Origin of the sequence: Hydrocarboniphaga sp. (assembly GCF_028291725.1) — a bacterium.
Lineage (GTDB): Bacteria > Pseudomonadota > Gammaproteobacteria > Nevskiales > Nevskiaceae > Hydrocarboniphaga.
The window spans coordinates 1-15,726 of sequence record NZ_JAQGNT010000042.1 but is presented as its reverse complement, the minus strand read 5'-3'; the positions used below and the strand labels follow the sequence as shown (position 1 = coordinate 15,726).

12 protein-coding genes and 1 pseudogene are annotated in these 15,726 nt (G+C 63.7%); all 13 read right to left on the bottom strand.

Going from position 1 to position 15,726, the window contains the following annotated elements:
- Positions 1-33: 33 nt before the first annotated feature.
- Positions 34-2,730 carry a nitrate reductase gene (locus JWQ90_RS11310; RefSeq protein ID WP_299693677.1) on the bottom strand — a complete coding sequence of 899 codons (2,697 nt, stop codon included), beginning with the start codon at positions 2,728-2,730 and terminating at the stop codon, positions 34-36.
- Positions 2,731-2,896: 166 nt separating this feature from the next.
- Positions 2,897-4,147 (bottom strand): FAD-dependent oxidoreductase, encoded by a 1,251-nt coding sequence (locus JWQ90_RS11305; protein ID WP_299693674.1) that lies wholly within the window; start codon positions 4,145-4,147, stop codon positions 2,897-2,899.
- 5 nt (positions 4,148-4,152) lie between these two features.
- Complete coding sequence (nirD, locus tag JWQ90_RS11300) at positions 4,153-4,515, bottom strand: nitrite reductase small subunit NirD (protein WP_366919500.1); 363 nt, start codon at positions 4,513-4,515, stop codon at positions 4,153-4,155.
- A 45-nt stretch (positions 4,516-4,560) separates the two neighbouring features.
- Positions 4,561-7,113, bottom strand: a complete 2,553-nt coding sequence (nirB, locus tag JWQ90_RS11295; RefSeq protein WP_299693670.1) for a nitrite reductase large subunit NirB — start codon at positions 7,111-7,113, stop codon at positions 4,561-4,563.
- A 104-nt stretch (positions 7,114-7,217) separates the two neighbouring features.
- On the bottom strand, positions 7,218-8,588 hold the full coding sequence (locus JWQ90_RS11290) for an MFS transporter (protein WP_299693667.1): 1,371 nt from the start codon (positions 8,586-8,588) through the stop codon (positions 7,218-7,220).
- 676 nt (positions 8,589-9,264) lie between these two features.
- Entirely contained in the window at positions 9,265-10,302 is a 1,038-nt protein-coding gene (locus JWQ90_RS11285) for an FAD:protein FMN transferase (protein ID WP_299693664.1), read from the bottom strand.
- Positions 10,302-11,204 carry a PepSY domain-containing protein gene (locus JWQ90_RS11280; protein ID WP_299693661.1) on the bottom strand — a complete coding sequence of 301 codons (903 nt, stop codon included), beginning with the start codon at positions 11,202-11,204 and terminating at the stop codon, positions 10,302-10,304. Before JWQ90_RS11280 ends, JWQ90_RS11285 begins: the two co-directional genes overlap by 1 nt.
- Positions 11,205-11,212: 8 nt before the next feature.
- Complete coding sequence (locus JWQ90_RS11275) at positions 11,213-11,755, bottom strand: FMN-binding protein (RefSeq protein WP_299693658.1); 543 nt, start codon at positions 11,753-11,755, stop codon at positions 11,213-11,215.
- 289 nt (positions 11,756-12,044) lie between these two features.
- Complete coding sequence (locus JWQ90_RS11270) at positions 12,045-12,515, bottom strand: group 1 truncated hemoglobin (protein WP_299693655.1); 471 nt, start codon at positions 12,513-12,515, stop codon at positions 12,045-12,047.
- Positions 12,516-12,582: 67 nt separating this feature from the next.
- On the bottom strand, positions 12,583-13,668 hold the full coding sequence (locus tag JWQ90_RS11265) for a DUF3034 family protein (protein ID WP_299693653.1): 1,086 nt from the start codon (positions 13,666-13,668) through the stop codon (positions 12,583-12,585).
- A 439-nt stretch (positions 13,669-14,107) separates the two neighbouring features.
- The gene (locus tag JWQ90_RS11260; RefSeq protein ID WP_299693651.1) at positions 14,108-14,278 is read right to left on the bottom strand and encodes a hypothetical protein; all 171 of its coding nucleotides are present in this window, start codon (positions 14,276-14,278) and stop codon (positions 14,108-14,110) included.
- Positions 14,279-14,340: 62 nt separating this feature from the next.
- Positions 14,341-15,339 (bottom strand): AgmX/PglI C-terminal domain-containing protein, encoded by a 999-nt coding sequence (locus JWQ90_RS11255; protein WP_299693648.1) that lies wholly within the window; start codon positions 15,337-15,339, stop codon positions 14,341-14,343.
- A 139-nt stretch (positions 15,340-15,478) separates the two neighbouring features.
- A pseudogene (locus JWQ90_RS11250) lies at positions 15,479-15,726 on the bottom strand (biopolymer transporter ExbD); the annotation flags it as partial.

Genomic DNA, 15,726 nt, shown 5'->3' with positions numbered 1-15,726 from the left:
TCGGTGTCGATTCGGTGCCGATCCGGCACTGCCTCAGGCCGCGACCCGGCTCTGCGCCAGCAGCACTTTCAGCTCCGGCACGCAGGAGCCGCAATTGGTGCCGCATTGCAGCTTCTCGCCCAGCGCCGCGACCGTGGTCAGGCCGTGCTTGCGGATGCCGTCGATGATGCGGTTGCGGCCCACGCCCCAACAGGAGCACACGGTCGGGCCCTGGTCTTCAGCAGCCTCCAACGGCTCGCCGACCAGCAGGCCGATGCGGTCCGGCTCGCTCAGCACGTCCTTGGCGAACAGGCCGGACAGCCAGGCGCGCGAGGGCAGGTCGCTGCGCTGGGAGACGAAGATGCAGGCTTCGATGCGCTCGTCGACCAGCAGCGCGGCGCGGTACAGGCCGGCGCTGCGATCCTCGTATTCGAGCCAGTCGGCGTTGCTGTTGGCGCCGAGTGCGGCCCGCGCCAGGTTCGGCCAGTCGGCATCGGTGTCGCGGCCGGCCAGTTCGTAGCGGTTGAACTGGGCGCCGGTCACGCGCGTCCACCAGCTGTGCGTCTCCATCGGCAGCGCATCGCGGCTCAGCACGAAACCGTGCCAGGCGACTGTGAAAGCCTCGACCTTGGCCGGCGTGTGCTTGAACTCGGGCTCGCCGGAAACCGGATCGACGACCGGGTTGACCAGGCCGCCGACACGCGCGTCGGAGGCGTACTGCGCATTCCAGTGGATTGGCACGAACAGCGTGCCGCGCGGCATTTCGCCGCTGATCTTGACGCGCGCGACCAGGCTGCCCCAGCGCGTGCTGACGCGCGCCAGCGTGCCGTCGCTGACACCGCTGAGCAGCGCGTCCTGCGCATGCAGGTCAACATAGGGTTCGGCGATGTGCGAGGCCAGCGTCGCCGACAGGCCGGTGCGCGTCATCGTATGCCAGTGATCGCGAACCCGGCCGGTGTTCAGCACCAGCGGATATTCGTCGTCGACCGGATTCACCGGCGCGCGCGGCGGTGTCGCGATGAAGCGGGCGCGGCCGTCGGTGTGGTAGTAGCGGCCGTCGGCGAAGGCCTGCAGCGCGGCGGCCTCAACGCTCGCCGTGACCGGCCAGCGCACCGGTTGCAGCGCGTCGTAGCCGGCGGTGCCGAGGCCGGCCAGGCCGCCGATGTCGAAGTAGCGGCTGCCGTCATTACGCCAGGCCGACAGGCGCGCGTGCTCGTCGAAGATGTCGGATGCGTCCTGATACGCGAACTGCGCCGCAAAGCCCCAGCGGCGCGCGACTTCGGCCAGCATCCACCAGTCGGCGCGGGCTTCGCCCAGCGGCGCGACGAAGGCGCGCTGGCGCGAGATGCAGCGCTCGGAATTGGTTACGGTGCCGTCTTTCTCGCCCCAGCCCTGGGCCGGCAGCAGCACGTGCGCGAACGCGGTGGTGTCGGTTTTCTCGATCACGTCGGAGACGATCACCAGCTCGCACCTGGCGAGCGCACGCTTGACCTTGTCGGCGTCGGGCAGGCTGACCACTGGATTGGTCGCCATGATCCACACCGCTTTGATGCGGCCCTCGTCGATCGCGTCGAACAGATCCACAGCCTTGAGGCCGGGTTTGTCGGCGATGGCGGGGCTGCTCCAGAACGTCTGCACCGTATCGCGATCGGCCGCGCTTTCGAGATCCATGTGCGCGGCCAGCATGTTCGACAGTCCGCCGACTTCGCGACCGCCCATCGCATTGGGCTGCCCGGTCAGCGAGAACGGGCCGGCACCGGGCTTGCCGATGCGGCCGCTCAGCAGATGGCAGTTGATGATCGCGTTGACCTTGTCGGTGCCGGCCGAAGACTGGTTGACGCCCATCGAGAAGCAGGTGACGACGCGCTCGGTGACCGCGAACAGCCGGTAGAACTCGGCGAGCTGGCCGGCGTCGAGGCCGCATTGTTCGGCGACCGCGCGCACGTCGGCGCCGCCGGCTTCGGCCGCGTCCAGCGCTTCCTTGAGGCCGCTGGTCGAGCGCTCGATGAAAGCGGTGTCGACGATGCCGTGCTGGTTCAGATACGTCAGCAGGCCATTGAACAGGCGCACATCGGCGCCGGCGCGCAGCGGCAGATGCAGGTCCGCCATCTCGGTGGTCGCGGTGCGGCGCGGATCGATGACGACGATCTTCATTTCGGGCCGCCGTTCCTTCTCACGCACGATGCGCTGGAACAGAATCGGATGGCACCAGGCGGTATTGCTGCCGACCAGTACGATCAGGTCGGCGAGTTCCAGGTCGTCGTAGGACACCGGCACGATGTCTTCGCCGAACGCGCGCTTGTGGCCGGCGACCGCCGATGACATGCACAACCGCGAGTTGGTGTCGATGTTGGCGGTGCCGACGAAGCCTTTGACCAGCTTGTTGGCGACGTAGTAGTCCTCGGTCAGCAACTGGCCGGAGACATACCAGGCGATCGCGTCGCGGCCGTGCTCGTCGACGATGCCCTGCAGCCTGGCGGCGACATGATCGAGCGCCTCGTCCCAGCTGCGGCGGACCATCACGCCGTCGGCATCGCGGATCTGCGGATACAGCAGCCGCCCCTGCGCAACCACGGTGTCGCCGAGCGCGGTGCCCTTCACGCACAGCCGGCCGTAGTTGGTCGGATGTTCCTTGTCGCCTGCGACCTTGGCGTGATCGCCGTCGACGGTGACGTCGACACCACAGCCGGTCCCGCAATAGGGGCAGGTGGTCTTCACCACCGCGCGGGCAATGTCGGCGCTCTCGTCCATGAGCTAGTGCCGTGAATCGGAGATCCGCGCAATCAGGCGCGAAGGGATGGCGTCGCGAGACAAGGCGCGAGGAGGAGTCATAGCCGTAGCTATGGCGACGACGAGCGACGCAGTATCGCGGCGCCAGACCGAGTCGACTGCTTGTGTGGATCTCCGATTCACGGCACTAGGCCGCCTGACCGGAGGCTTCGCAAAATGAGCGGCCGAACAGCAGTTTATTGCGCAGCGCGGAGATGTCCGCGTTCTTCTGCATCAGCTCGAAATACCAGGGCCCGTCGGCGACGTCGCCATACAGCACCGCGCCGATGATGCGATCGCCGCCGTCGGATTTGCGGATGATCAGGCGCTTGTAGACGCCGCGCCGCGGATCGCGGAATACGAGGTCTTCGGTATCGGCGCCGCCGATGAAATCGCCCGCCGAATACAGGTCGATGCCGGTGACCTTGAGCTTGGTCGAGGTCACCGAGCCGGGATAGCGCTTGTAGCCGACCGCGGCCAGATGCCCGGCGCAGACACGCGCCTGCTCCCACAGCGGCGCGACCAGGCCGTAAACGGCGCCGCGATGCTGCACGCATTCGCCGACCGCGTAGATGCGCGGATCGGTATGCGTCTGCAGCGTGTCGTCGACGACGATCGCGCGGTCGCAGTACAGGCCGGCGGATTTGGCGAGATCGAAGTTCGGGCGGATGCCGACGGCCATCACCACCAGGTCGGTTTCGATTTCGCTGCCGTCCTTGAATTTGATGCCGGTAACGCGATCAGTACCAATGATTTCGGCGGTCTGCGCCGACAGCAGAAAGCGCAGGCCGCGCTTCTCCAGCGCGCTGCGCAGCAGCGAGGCCGCCGGCTTGTCGAGCTGGCGTTCCATCAGGCTGTCCATCACGTGGATCACGGTGACGTCCATGCCCTGGCGCATCAGGCCGTTGGCGGCTTCCAGGCCGAGCAGGCCGCCGCCGATCACCGCTGCGCGTTTATGGCTGCGGCTCGCGCTGAGCATCGCCTCGACATCGGCAATATCGCGGAACGCGATCACGCCGGGCAGCTTGTGGCCCGGCACCGGAATCACGAAAGGCTTGGAGCCGGTCGCCAGCAGCAGGCGGTCGTAGGGCGCCTGGAAACCGGACTGCGACACGACCACGCGGCGATTGCGGTCGATGCGCACCACCGGATCACCGGCATGCAGCGTGATGTCGTTGGCCGCGTACCACTCGCGCGTGTGCAGCATGATGTCGGCGAACTGCTTGTCGCCGGCGAGCACCGGCGACAGCAGGATGCGGTTGTAGTTGCCGTGCGCTTCGCTGCCGAACACGCTGATGTCGTAATGCTCGGGAGCGAACTTCAGCAACTCCTCGACGGTGCGCATGCCCGCCATGCCATTACCGACCACCACCAGGCGCGGTCTGCGGCGGAGACTCACGACGGTCAAACCGCGACCCAGATCTTGCCGCCATCCACGCGAACCGCGTAGGCGCGCACCGGCTGGCTGGCGTCTTCCAGACATTCGCCGGTAACCAGGTCGTAGTGCTGCTTGTAGATCGGCGACGCGACTACCTTGCGCCCGCCGAGCGAGCCGGTGAGCCCGCGCGACAGCACGTTCGCGTCGGACTGCGGGTCGTAGTTGTCGATCGCGTAATAGTGATCGACGCCGTCGCCATCCTGCAGGCGGAACACCGCGATCTGGTTATTCCTGACCAGCGCGCAGACGCCGATGTTCGGCCAGATATCGTCGGCGGCGCAGACGCAGACCCATTCCGCGGCTGCGATGCCCAGGCTTCCACCGTCCATCGTCGCGTCCTCCGTATTCGTAGTGCCCATGGCTTCCAAGATTTCTCAGGCTTCGGCTTCGACGACCGGAATACCTTTGAAGCGGCTTTTTTTCTCATCCGCGGTGGCCGGCCGGATCTGGCCGCGTTCCTGCACGAACACCACGTTGTTGTCGCCTGCATCGCTGTTGACGAAGCTGCGGAAGCGCTTCAGCGTTTCCGGATCGTCGATCGCCTTCTTCCATTCGTCTTCGTAGCTGTCGACGATCGACGCCATTTCGGATTCCAGCTCGGCGCCGATGCCGAGGCTGTCGTTGACGATCACGTCTTTCAGATAATCGAGACCGCCTTCCATGTTGTCGCGCCAGACGCTGGTGCGCTGCAGGCGATCCGCGGTGCGGATGTAGAACATCAGGAAACGGTCGAGATAGCGGATCAGGGTTTCGTCGTCGAGATCGCCGGCCAGCAGCTCGGCGTGGCGCGGCTTCATGCCGCCGTTGCCGCAGACGTACAGGTTCCAGCCTTTCTCGGTGGCGATTACGCCGAAGTCTTTGGACTGCGCCTCGGCGCATTCGCGGGTGCAGCCCGAGACCGCGGACTTGAGCTTGTGCGGCGAGCGCAGGCCCTTGTAGCGGTGCTCGATCTTAAGCGCCATGCTGACCGAGTCGAGCATACCGTAGCGGCACCAGGTCGAACCCACGCAGCTCTTCACGGTGCGCAGCGCCTTGCCGTAGGCGTGGCCGGATTCGAAGCCGGCATCGGTCAGCTCGCGCCAGATCGCCGGCAGCTGATGAACCTGCGCGCCGAACATGTCGATGCGCTGGCCGCCAGTGATCTTGGTGTAAAGACCATACTTCTGCGCGACCTGGCCGATCACGATCAGCCCCTGCGGCGTGATCTCGCCGCCGGCGATGCGCGGGATGATCGAGTAGGTGCCGTCTTTCTGGATGTTGCCGAGGAAATAATCGTTGGAGTCCTGCAGCGCCGCATTCGGTTTGCTCAGCACAAACTCGTTCCAGCACGAAGCCAGAATCGAAGCCACAGCCGGCTTGCAGATGTCGCAGCCGAGCCCGCTGCCGTGCTGATGCACCAGATCGCGGAAGCTCCTGATCTTGTGCACCCGCACCAGGTGGTACAGCTCCTGGCGCGAATACGCGAAGTGTTCGCACAGATGGTTGTTGACCGCGACGCCCTGACGCTTCAGCTCGGACTTCATGATCTGCGTGACCAGTGCCACGCAGCCGCCGCAGGAGGTGCCGGCCTTGGTGCAGCTCTTCAATTCGCCGACCGTGCGTGCGCCGCCTTCGACCGCCGCGCACAGCGCGCCCTTGGACACGTCGTTGCACGAACAGATCTGCGCGCTGTCCGGCAGCGCGTCGACGCCGAGGCCGGGCTTGGCCAGGCCGTCGGAGGAGGGCAGAATCAGAAACTCCGGCGACTCCGGCAGCGGCATGCGGTTCAGCATCATCTGCAGCAGCGTGCCGTATTCGCTGGCTTCGCCGACCAGCACTGCGCCGATCAACTCCTTGCCGTCGGCCGAGGTGACCATCTTCTTGTAGATCTGCTTGCGCTCGTCGGTGAACACATAGCAGCGCGAACCGGGCGTGGCGGCGTGCGCGTCGCCGATGCTGGCGACGTCGACACCCATCAGCTTGAGCTTGGTGCTCATGTCGGCGCCGTTGAATTCGGCGCCGCTGCCGCTGATGTGCTGCGCGACCACGCGAGCCATTTCGTAGCCGGGTGCGACCAGGCCGTAGATCTTGCCGCCTGACAGTGCGCATTCGCCGATCGCGTAGATGTTCGCATCGGAGGTCAGGCAGTTCTTGTCGACCTTGATGCCGCCGCGTTCGCCCATCTCGAGCCCCGACACGCGCGCCAGCTCGTCGCGCGGACGGATGCCGGCGGAGAACACGATCATGTCGGTCTCGAGCTGGCTGCCGTCGGCGAACTTCATCGCGTGGCGGCCGCCGATGCCCATGCCCGAGCCGTCGACGATCTCCAGCGTGTTGCGCTGCGTGTGCACGGTGACGCCGAGCGCTTCGATCTTGTTGCGCAGCACGCGGCCGCCACCATCGTCGATCTGCACCGCCATCAGGCGCGGCGCGAACTCGACCACGTGCGTAACCAGGCCCATGTCAGTCAGCGCCTTTGCACATTCCAGGCCGAGCAGGCCGCCGCCGATGACGACGCCGACCTTGGACTTCTTGCCCCAGTCGGTCATCGCCTCCAGATCTTCGATCGTGCGATACACCAGGCAGCCCGGGCGATCACGGCCCGGCACCGGCGGTACGAACGGGTAGGAGCCGGTGGCGAGCACCAGCTTGTCGTAAGTGACGCGCTCGCCATTGGACGTGACGACGACGCGCGCGGCGCGGTCGATGGCGACGCCCTTGGTGTTGAGTTTCAGCAGCAGATTGTCCTGCTCGAAGAAATTCGGCGTGACCAGCGACAGCTCTTCGGCCGAAGTGCCGCTGAAGTAAGACGAAAGATGGACACGATCATAGGCCGGCCGCGATTCCTCGCAGAGGACCGTGATTTCAAGATCCGGAACGGCTTGCGCGGTCAGCTGCTCAAGCAGCTTGTGACCGACCATGCCGTTACCGATGACGACGAGCTTCATTGCGTACCTGATCTTCCCGTATCAAAAGACGAGTGCTGAATCGACGGGTAAAAATAACGAGGGCTTTTTTGAGGCCCTTCTCGTAAGAACGTTCCCTTGGCCGCTTAGCTGGCCAGCGCCTCCGTGCCGCCCTGCGCTGCCGGTGCGGCCTTGCGCATCGCGACGGCTTCATCGTAGAGCTTGGCTTCGCGGGCCTTATGCTCGGCGCTGAAGCGCACCATGACCGCACAGGCGGCACCAAACAGAACGGCGACGCCGAGATAGAAGAAGGTCAGCTGCACATCACCGAGGCCTTTGAGCAGGAAACCCGCCGCGACCGCGCCGACATTGCCGCCGGCGCCGATGATGCCGGCGACACCGCCGAGGGATTTGCGATCAATGAAAGGCACCAGCGCGTAGGTCGCGCCGCAGGCCATGTGCGTGAAAACGCCGAATACGATCATCGCGACGACGGCGACGCTGGCGATCTGTACCGACGAAAACCAGATCAGGCCGATGCCTTCGCCCAGCATCAGTGCGAACAACAGCATGGTGCGACCGTCGAGGCCCTTGAGGCGCGCAAGGCGATCCGAGGCGATGCCGCCGAGCGCGCGAGCGAACAGCGCCAGCAGGCCGAAGCTGCCGGCGGCGAGGCCGGCGTGCTGCAGATCCATCTGAAACTTGTCGACGTAGTAGCTGGCGGCGACGTTGTGTACGAACAGCTCGATGCCGAAGCACAGGCCGTAGGTGACGAACAGCATCCACACGCGATAGTTTGCCATCGCGGTCTTGAACGAGACCCAGCCACCGCCCTTGCCGCCGCTTTCAAGTTGCACGCCAGCGGCGCGCAGCTCCTTGTAATTGCCTTGCGGGCAGTCCTGCGTGTACTTCCAGTAAAGCAGGCCGACGATCACCATCATGATGCCGGGAACCAGCATTGACACGCGCCAGCCCAAGGCCTTGTCGACGCCGAAGCTGATCACCGCCAGCAGCACCAGCGGCATCAGGCTCTGGGTGACGCCGCCGCCGGCATTGCCCCAACCTGCCGCCGCCGCGTTCGCGGTGCCGACCACGTTCGGCGCGAACATCACCGAGGTGTGGTATTGCGTGATCACGAAGCTGGCGCCGATGGCGCCGATCGCCAGGCGGAACACCAGGAAGGCTTCATAGCTCTTGGCAAAGGCGATGCCGAAGACCGGGATCGCGCCGAGCAGCAGCAGGCCGGTGTAGGTCTTGCGCGGCCCGTACTTGTCCGACATCGGGCCGATCAGCAGACGCACCAGTATCGTGATGCCGACGGCAGCGATATTGATGTTGGCGATCTGGTCCTTGGTCAGTCCGAATTCGCCCTTGATGATCGGCATCAGCGGCGCGACCGCGAACCAGGCGAAGAAGCACACGAAAAACGCCATCCAGGTCAAATGGAACGCGCGCATCTGCGGCGTCGCCAAGCTGAACAGCTTGATTGACGTCGCCTTCGAGTTCTGCAGGTTCATCGGTGAATCTCCAACGACATGATGCGGCGAGTGTGTGCGCCGGCGCGGGCCGGCGTTACGTCGGTAAAAGTCCAGCGAGACCTAGGAGAGGAGGGGAAGATCGCGCCGGAAAGAGTTTGGCGTCCGCGCCTTGTCGCGCAGCCGCCGAATGCGTCCAGCAAAGCCGAAGACACAAGCACGCGGCCCTGCATGGGTACCAATGTTCTGATCATCGTATGCTCGGTATTCAGCAATTCCTGCGGCCAAAAAAAAGGCGCCCCCATGAGTGAACATGGATGGACGCCTTTGCCCGAATGACGATAGTTGCGTACGTCGAGGTGCCGTCTTTGGCCCCGCCGGCTCAATGCCGTAACCGTACTGCTTGCGAATGTAAACGCAATGGACATGCCACTTCACGGTGCGTGGCCGCTGCTACAGCCTTGAGAGTTGAGCTTGCTCGTAAATGTGTCGAAGGCGCTCTCCGGGGAGGTGCATCGTGATCGTATGGCAGCTGAACCCAGGCTGGGTGATGTGCGGCCGCGGTGCGGACGCACCAGATCGGCGCGGGTACGGGCTAGCCCCAATACCGTTCAGTTAACGCGGAGTTGTAGGGCGGGAGCATCCCGCCTTTCGCGACGGGGCGGCGGGATACGTTGCGCTCCTCCCGCCCTACGCGACAAAGTGAACCGTGTTGGGGCTAGCCGATAAGGCTTTCGATTTCGCCCAAAAGCCCGACGGTCTGAATGACTACACCGGGTTCCGCGCGCAGCCTCCTGGCCAATGCCGGTGTCGCCATCACGCGCCCGTCGGTATGCACGGCGAGCACCTGATCGATGCCGAGCTTTGCGGCGAGAGCCGGCCACGCGCCCGGCCCGGCCACGAACAAGGCGGCGCCACCGGCTTCGGCGAGCATGCCGTCGTGGTGTACCACGGTCAGCGAGCGCAGGCCTTCGACCGGATCGCCGCTGCGCGGGTCGAGCAGATGCGCATAGCGGCGGCCTTCATGGATGAAGAATCGTTGATCGTCGCCGTGGGTATTGACGGCCTCGTTGTCGGCCGCCAGCACCGCGAGCAAGCTGGGAGTGTCGGGGTCGTCGCCGAGATCCAGCGGTTTGCGGATGCCGATCAGCCACGACCGATCGTGTTTACGGCCGCGGGCGGACACATTGCCGCCAGCGTCGACGGTTGCGTCGCCGAACCCGGCTTCGCGCAGCAGGTCGAGCGCGCGGTCGACGATATAGCCTTTGGCAATGCCGCCGAAATCCCAGCCGGTTTGCGGTGCAGGCCCGTAATGCGCGCTGCCGGCTTCGTAAGCCGGAGCGCGGTGCATTGCGGCGATCCTGTCGTCGATTTCGGCGCGGTTGGGCGGCTGTTGCCGCAAACGGGCCAGATCGTCGAAACCCCAGAGATGCACCAAGCCGGCGATACGCGGCTCGTAATGTCCATCGCTGGCCTGCCGTATCGCCCAGGCGCGATCGAAAATCGGCTTCAGCGCCGGCGGAATCGCCACGCGCTCGCCAGCGGCGAGCCGGCGATTGAAGGTGCCCAGTTCGCCGTCGCCCCAGGCCCAGCCGTCGCGGCCGAACTCGCGGATCATGATCTGCACGTCGACGATCGCTTCGCGTGCTTTTTTGATCAGGTGGCGGCGGCGCGGAGCCAGCGTCACCATCACGTCCGTGCCCATCGCCAGGAACGAATGGCGTACCAAGGTCCTGGGCGTGAACAGCGATCGCATCACCGGCGCGCCTGGCGCCTTTGCTTGCTGGTGCGCACCACGATCCAGACACCGCTGATCGACAGCAGAATCGCGGCGATGCCGACGAAGTTGATTACCCATGCGCCGAACGCACCGAACAGACGGCCGCTATGCGCGTCGACCAGCACGTGTTCCAGCGATACCGAGGGCCGCGAATAGGGCAGGGCCGAGGCTTTCTGCGCGTCGGTCAGCGGCGTCTGCTCGGACCATTTGACGTCGGAGTTGACCGGCAGTTTGTCCCACTGCAAGCCATCGGTGGTCGCGTAGGCATCCAGATCCTGAATCACGACTTTGTTCGGCTTGCCGTCGACGACGCCGATGCGGCGGATCGCCGGCACCGGCAGCGTGTAGCCGCTCATTTCGTCGACCAGCGAGCCGTCCGGGCCCAGCACGACGACCTTGTCGGGCTCGGCGACGAACAGCAGCGGCTTGTCGGCGCTTCCGCCGATTGCCATGCCGAGTTGCTTCGGGATGCGCTGGCTCAGCGGTTTGCCATCGAGCAGGGTGACGTCGATGGTTTCGGCGAGCCAGTGTCCACCCGCAACCAAGCCGGTGCCCGGCGGCTCCGGATGCAGGCCGTACAGCGACATTACCCACGACACGCGCACGCGGGCGACGTCATAGCCCCAGCTGGCGCTCTGGTTGATCAGAAAGCCGCTGAAGCCGAGCCAGCCCATGAACACGAACGCAAACAGGCCCGCGCGCTTGTGCCAGGTGCGCAGAAACATGCTGAAGTTCGGTTTCGGCTTAGGCGGCTTGGGCACATGCTGATGCCCCGGCAGATTGCGCACGCGCCAGTTGCGGAAGGCCCCGGCGAATTTCCGCAGTACAGGCGGCGGCGGATATTTGGGCGGCGGCTTGATCGAAGGTTGTACCGACATGGCGATGATCAGGCCGGGACAGTCTTGTCCAGCTGCAGAGCGGCATTGGCCATGCGCTTCATCATGTCGACCGAGTAGGTCGCGCCGGAGATGTTGTCGACTTTCCGGTCGATGCCGGCGCCGGCGGATTTGGCACCGATCAGCTGATTCAGGAACGACGGTGTGCCGACCTGGTCGGCGCGCGATTCGCGATAGATCAGCACCTTGGCGGATTCGATCGCGCCCGCCTTGACGACGAAGCCGCAAGTGGTCGGCGCATAACCGACCTTGCCGATGTCGTCGAAGACCCAGGCGGTGCGGCCATTGGCGCGCCAGTAACGCACGCGTCCCGGCAATGGCTGCATCAGACCGAAGCTGCCACCGGGAGCGACCTGCGGAGGCGGCACCTGCCCGCCGAATACTTCGGCGAGCCAGGTTTCGGGTGGGATGTTGTATTTGTAGAACTGCTCGAGACCGCCGGCAGCCTGCGCGCGGCTGATACCGAGACCGGCCAGCGACAGGCCAAGGCCGGCACGCAGGAATGAGCGCTTGGAATTGGACAGGGGGTTCACTGACGTTCCGTCCATGGAATCGGTCGAAGAAGAGGGGGTGAGGTACTGCTTGAGGTTTTTGAACGGGTTCATGGTTTATTGGTAGTGCGAACGGTTCGGGCCTGTGGGTATGAAACCAGAATACAAAAAACAAAGAAGCGCGATCCGCGCGAAAACCACTGGGCGGTGTGGTTGGCGTAGCCGCCATTGGCCGCCCGGTGTTCTCGCGCGAATCGCGCCGTACTACTTGCAACTCGGCAATCTGCAGGCTTGGATCATAGAAGCTTTGAACTCTAAGCCTGCATTGGGTTCAACGGGTGACGATGTCCCTCGTGAACGGCGCCAGCGCATTGATCAGCTGATTGCAGGTGTGATACGGGATCACATTGCGTTCGCAGGCGTTGTAAGCCGCTTCCACCACCGCGTTGAACTGCGGCATGGTGATTCCGAGATCGGCGTGAGCCGCGCTCATGCTGGCACCCTGGTACTCGTTCGGGCCGCCCAGAACCATGATCTCGAGCTGCGTGTTCAAGAAGGTCTGGCGCTCCACGTTGCCGAATTCGCGGAAGATCGGCGCGATGCGGTTGTCGAGCATGATGTAGTAGAACAGGCTCTCGACCCAGGCGCGGACGCCGTCCGGGCCGCCGAATTCTTCGAGCGAGGAGGAGGTGATGCCGAGGATCGGCGAGGTTTTGCTCTCACCGGCAAAGGACGGCGCCGAAGCCAGAGCTGCCATCGACAGCGCCGCTCCGACCATCAGGTTACGCGTGAATGATTTCATGTGAATCTCCATCAGATATGTGTGCAGATAGAACGACGACAGAGTGGTTCAAACAGGATGCAGGCGCTTAGAACGTGGCGTGCAGGGCGAAGTACAGACCGTTCTGCTCGTGAGCCACCGCGATGTCGCCCAGGAACAGGTAGGCGAACACGAGCGAGTAGTTCTTGTTCGGTGCATAAGCAAAGAACACGTCGTACCAGTCGCTTTCGTTCTGTGTCAGCGACTGCGACAGGGCGGTAGCGCCAATCACGCCGCCGACGACGTTGCCGACAACGCCGTGGACGAGGTCGGTGGCGCCATTGGCGCTGGTGGTGGACAGAAGATCACCGGTATCGACCGGACGATGCTTCTGCTGGTTGCCGTGTTGCTGCCACTCGCCACCGATCGCAAAGTTCTTCTGCAACAGATAGGCCGTCGAGAACTCCATGCGGAATTCCTTATCGTTGTTGCAGTTGGTGTGGTTGGCTTCGCAGGAACCAAAGCCGGTCAGACCGATCTGGTTGGCAGAGGTGTAGCGAACAGTCAGGTTGACCAGCGTGCTATAGCGGAAGAACACCTTGGTGAAGGCCGCGTAGATTTCGTAGTCTTTGGCCTTGTCAGCGCTCAAAGTCGTGACGAATTCCTTGGTGCTGTTGACCTTGTAGTACGCGCCGATAGCCGTCTGCGGCAGGAAGCTGTCGGAGGTGTAGACCGCATCGCCGAACAGGCGAATCTTGGCTCCGTAGGTTTCCATGTGCAGATTGCTGCCGTTCGGATCAAGACCCAGGTTCTTGTCGAGGTTCAGCAGTGATGCAGCCAGCGCAACCGTATCGACGTTGCCCAGGTTGGTCGATAGCTTGGTGTTCATGTACGACAGCTCGAAGCGATCGAAGAAGCCGACCGAGGCGCCGAGGAAATTCAGCGTGTAGTTCGGCAAGCTGACATACGTGAAGCCCGCACCACCGTTGATGCCGTCACGGGTTTCATAACCGGTGATGGTCGCCCACGGCACCGCACCGCCGCCACCACCACCGTCGACAGTGAACACGCCGCCCGTCAAGAACACTTTGCCGTCGTCATAAATGCCTGCCCACGAATGGCTGGACACCATGCTCAGCGCTGCAAAAACGGCGCCCTTGACCCAGCGCGCTCCACTCCCTTTAGACCCTTTCATGCCTCAACTCCTTGGTTTGTAGATGGGTACCGCTATTTCGTATTAAAAAAATAAAAAGCGCCCCGCCTCCGGAGCCTGCTTCGCTTTTAACGACCCTGCTGCTTGAAACGCACATCCAAAACAACGCAATCCGCTACCGCTTCCTGGAACTCCGGCTCTGCCTTCGGTGCATCCCTCGGGCAAAAAAAATCCACGTGCCGGCACTGGGCCAGGACGTGGACGTCGATATCCGTAGGAGCGAGCGTCTTTGCTCGAATCCTCAAGCGACTTTGTGTCGCATCACTTATAAAGCAACCGCTGTGCCAACCCTCGTTACGAAAAAAAATCGCTACATATCAAATATTTATGCGTGGTGTGTGGCCGATCAAGGAATTCCTTTCTGACAGGTGAACCAGCTTTGGGCGCCGCTGTCGCTAATACCGAAGCGAAAACGTCATATTTAGTGCATGACCTCTTTTGACGACGAACTCGTACTCGCGGTACTCGCCGCACCGGTGTGGGCCGCGGCCAGCGGCACGATCTTGATGAAACCGTAGAGGCAGAGCATCGCCGCCAAGGCCAGCGTCGCCGCTGCGAGGAACAGGCCGCGCCCTGGATGATTGGGATTCATCGTGGATTCCCCGGGGGCCTGAGGCGTAGTCGCCGAAGCGTTTTCCAGGTGCGCCATCGTGTTCATGAGGCGATGAAGTTCATCGGATAGTTGGGATATGTGTATGCGGGTACGTTCTTCGCGCCGAAGTTCATCAGTCGAACGCGCTGCACTATTTTTTCCTCGAGAGCTGCATCATTGAAGCTGCTCGACACGACTTCGCAGCGCGTGACCGATCCGTCCGGCGCGATCGTCAGACTCAACACGATCTTTCCAGCCTCCATGCCCGGTGTTTCACGCGCAGCGCGATTGAAGATCGCCGAGAACGACGACTTGTTACGGTCGAAAGTGAGCTGCAGGTCCTGCAATGAACGTGAGGCAGCGGGCCCTGTGCCGGTGCCGCCCGATCCCTGAGGTGCGCCGGTACCGTAGCCAATACCGCTTTGCACGCTCGCGGTGCGGCGATTTCCCAGGCTGGTGCCGTTCTGGGCGCCGACGACACTTTTACCGCTGGTGCTGCCGATGCCGCCGCTGCCGCTGGCCGATGCGAGGCGTTCGCCGCGCGCAACGCTGTTGCTCATTGATGTGATGGCCGACTCGACCTGTAGCGGCTGATCGGTGCTGGCACTGAGCGCGTTCTGGCTGCGCACCGCGGCGAGCTGATCGCGGAACTGCATCAGGCCGGACTGCTGGGCAATCTCGCGCGCACTGGGCGCGGGCGCCGCAGACGCGGCGGCGGGCGAGGGCTGCTCTTTTTTAGGTACGACAGGCTTCGGCGCTTCCTGCTTCGGTATCGGCTTGACTGCGGCTTTTTCAACCGGCGGTTCTTCCGGCTTGATTTCGGGTTTGGGAATCGGCTTGGGCTTCGGCGGATCGGGCAACAGCTCGATCACCAGCGCCGGGGGCGGTTTTTCTTCGTCCTTGTCAATCTGCAGCCGCACCCACGGCACGATGATCGCCAGCGCCATCACCGGTGCCAGCACGCGCACCAGAATGCGTTGGAACCGGCGATCGGTTTCATCGGCGAGGCCCCAGGCATCGACGCCGATCACGGCGTTGTGGTGCAGAGCGGTGGCGTTCATGCGCCTCCTCCTTGAGCGCGATAGGCCGTATCGAAGCTGCGTAGGGCGGGTCGCGACCCGCCGTTTTTCTGCGCGGGTGGGCCAAAAAAGCGGCGGGTCATGACCCGCCCTACGTTCGATCGATGGGCGCGGCTGCTCATCAGACGCCCTTCTTCTCGACGACGGCCAGCGAGATGCGTGCGAAGCGGGTATCGGTACAGGTCGCCATGACCTTTTTGAGCAGGTGATAGGGGATGGACTTGTCGGCGACGATATTGACTTCGCCGCGGGTGAGGCGGTTCTGGGTATCGCCGTCGACCTGCATCAGCGGGGCGAGCAGCAGGGCGGATTTCAGCGGCGCCAGCAGTTTCACATCGGCTGGAAGTGCCTGCTCGGTGCGCATCACCG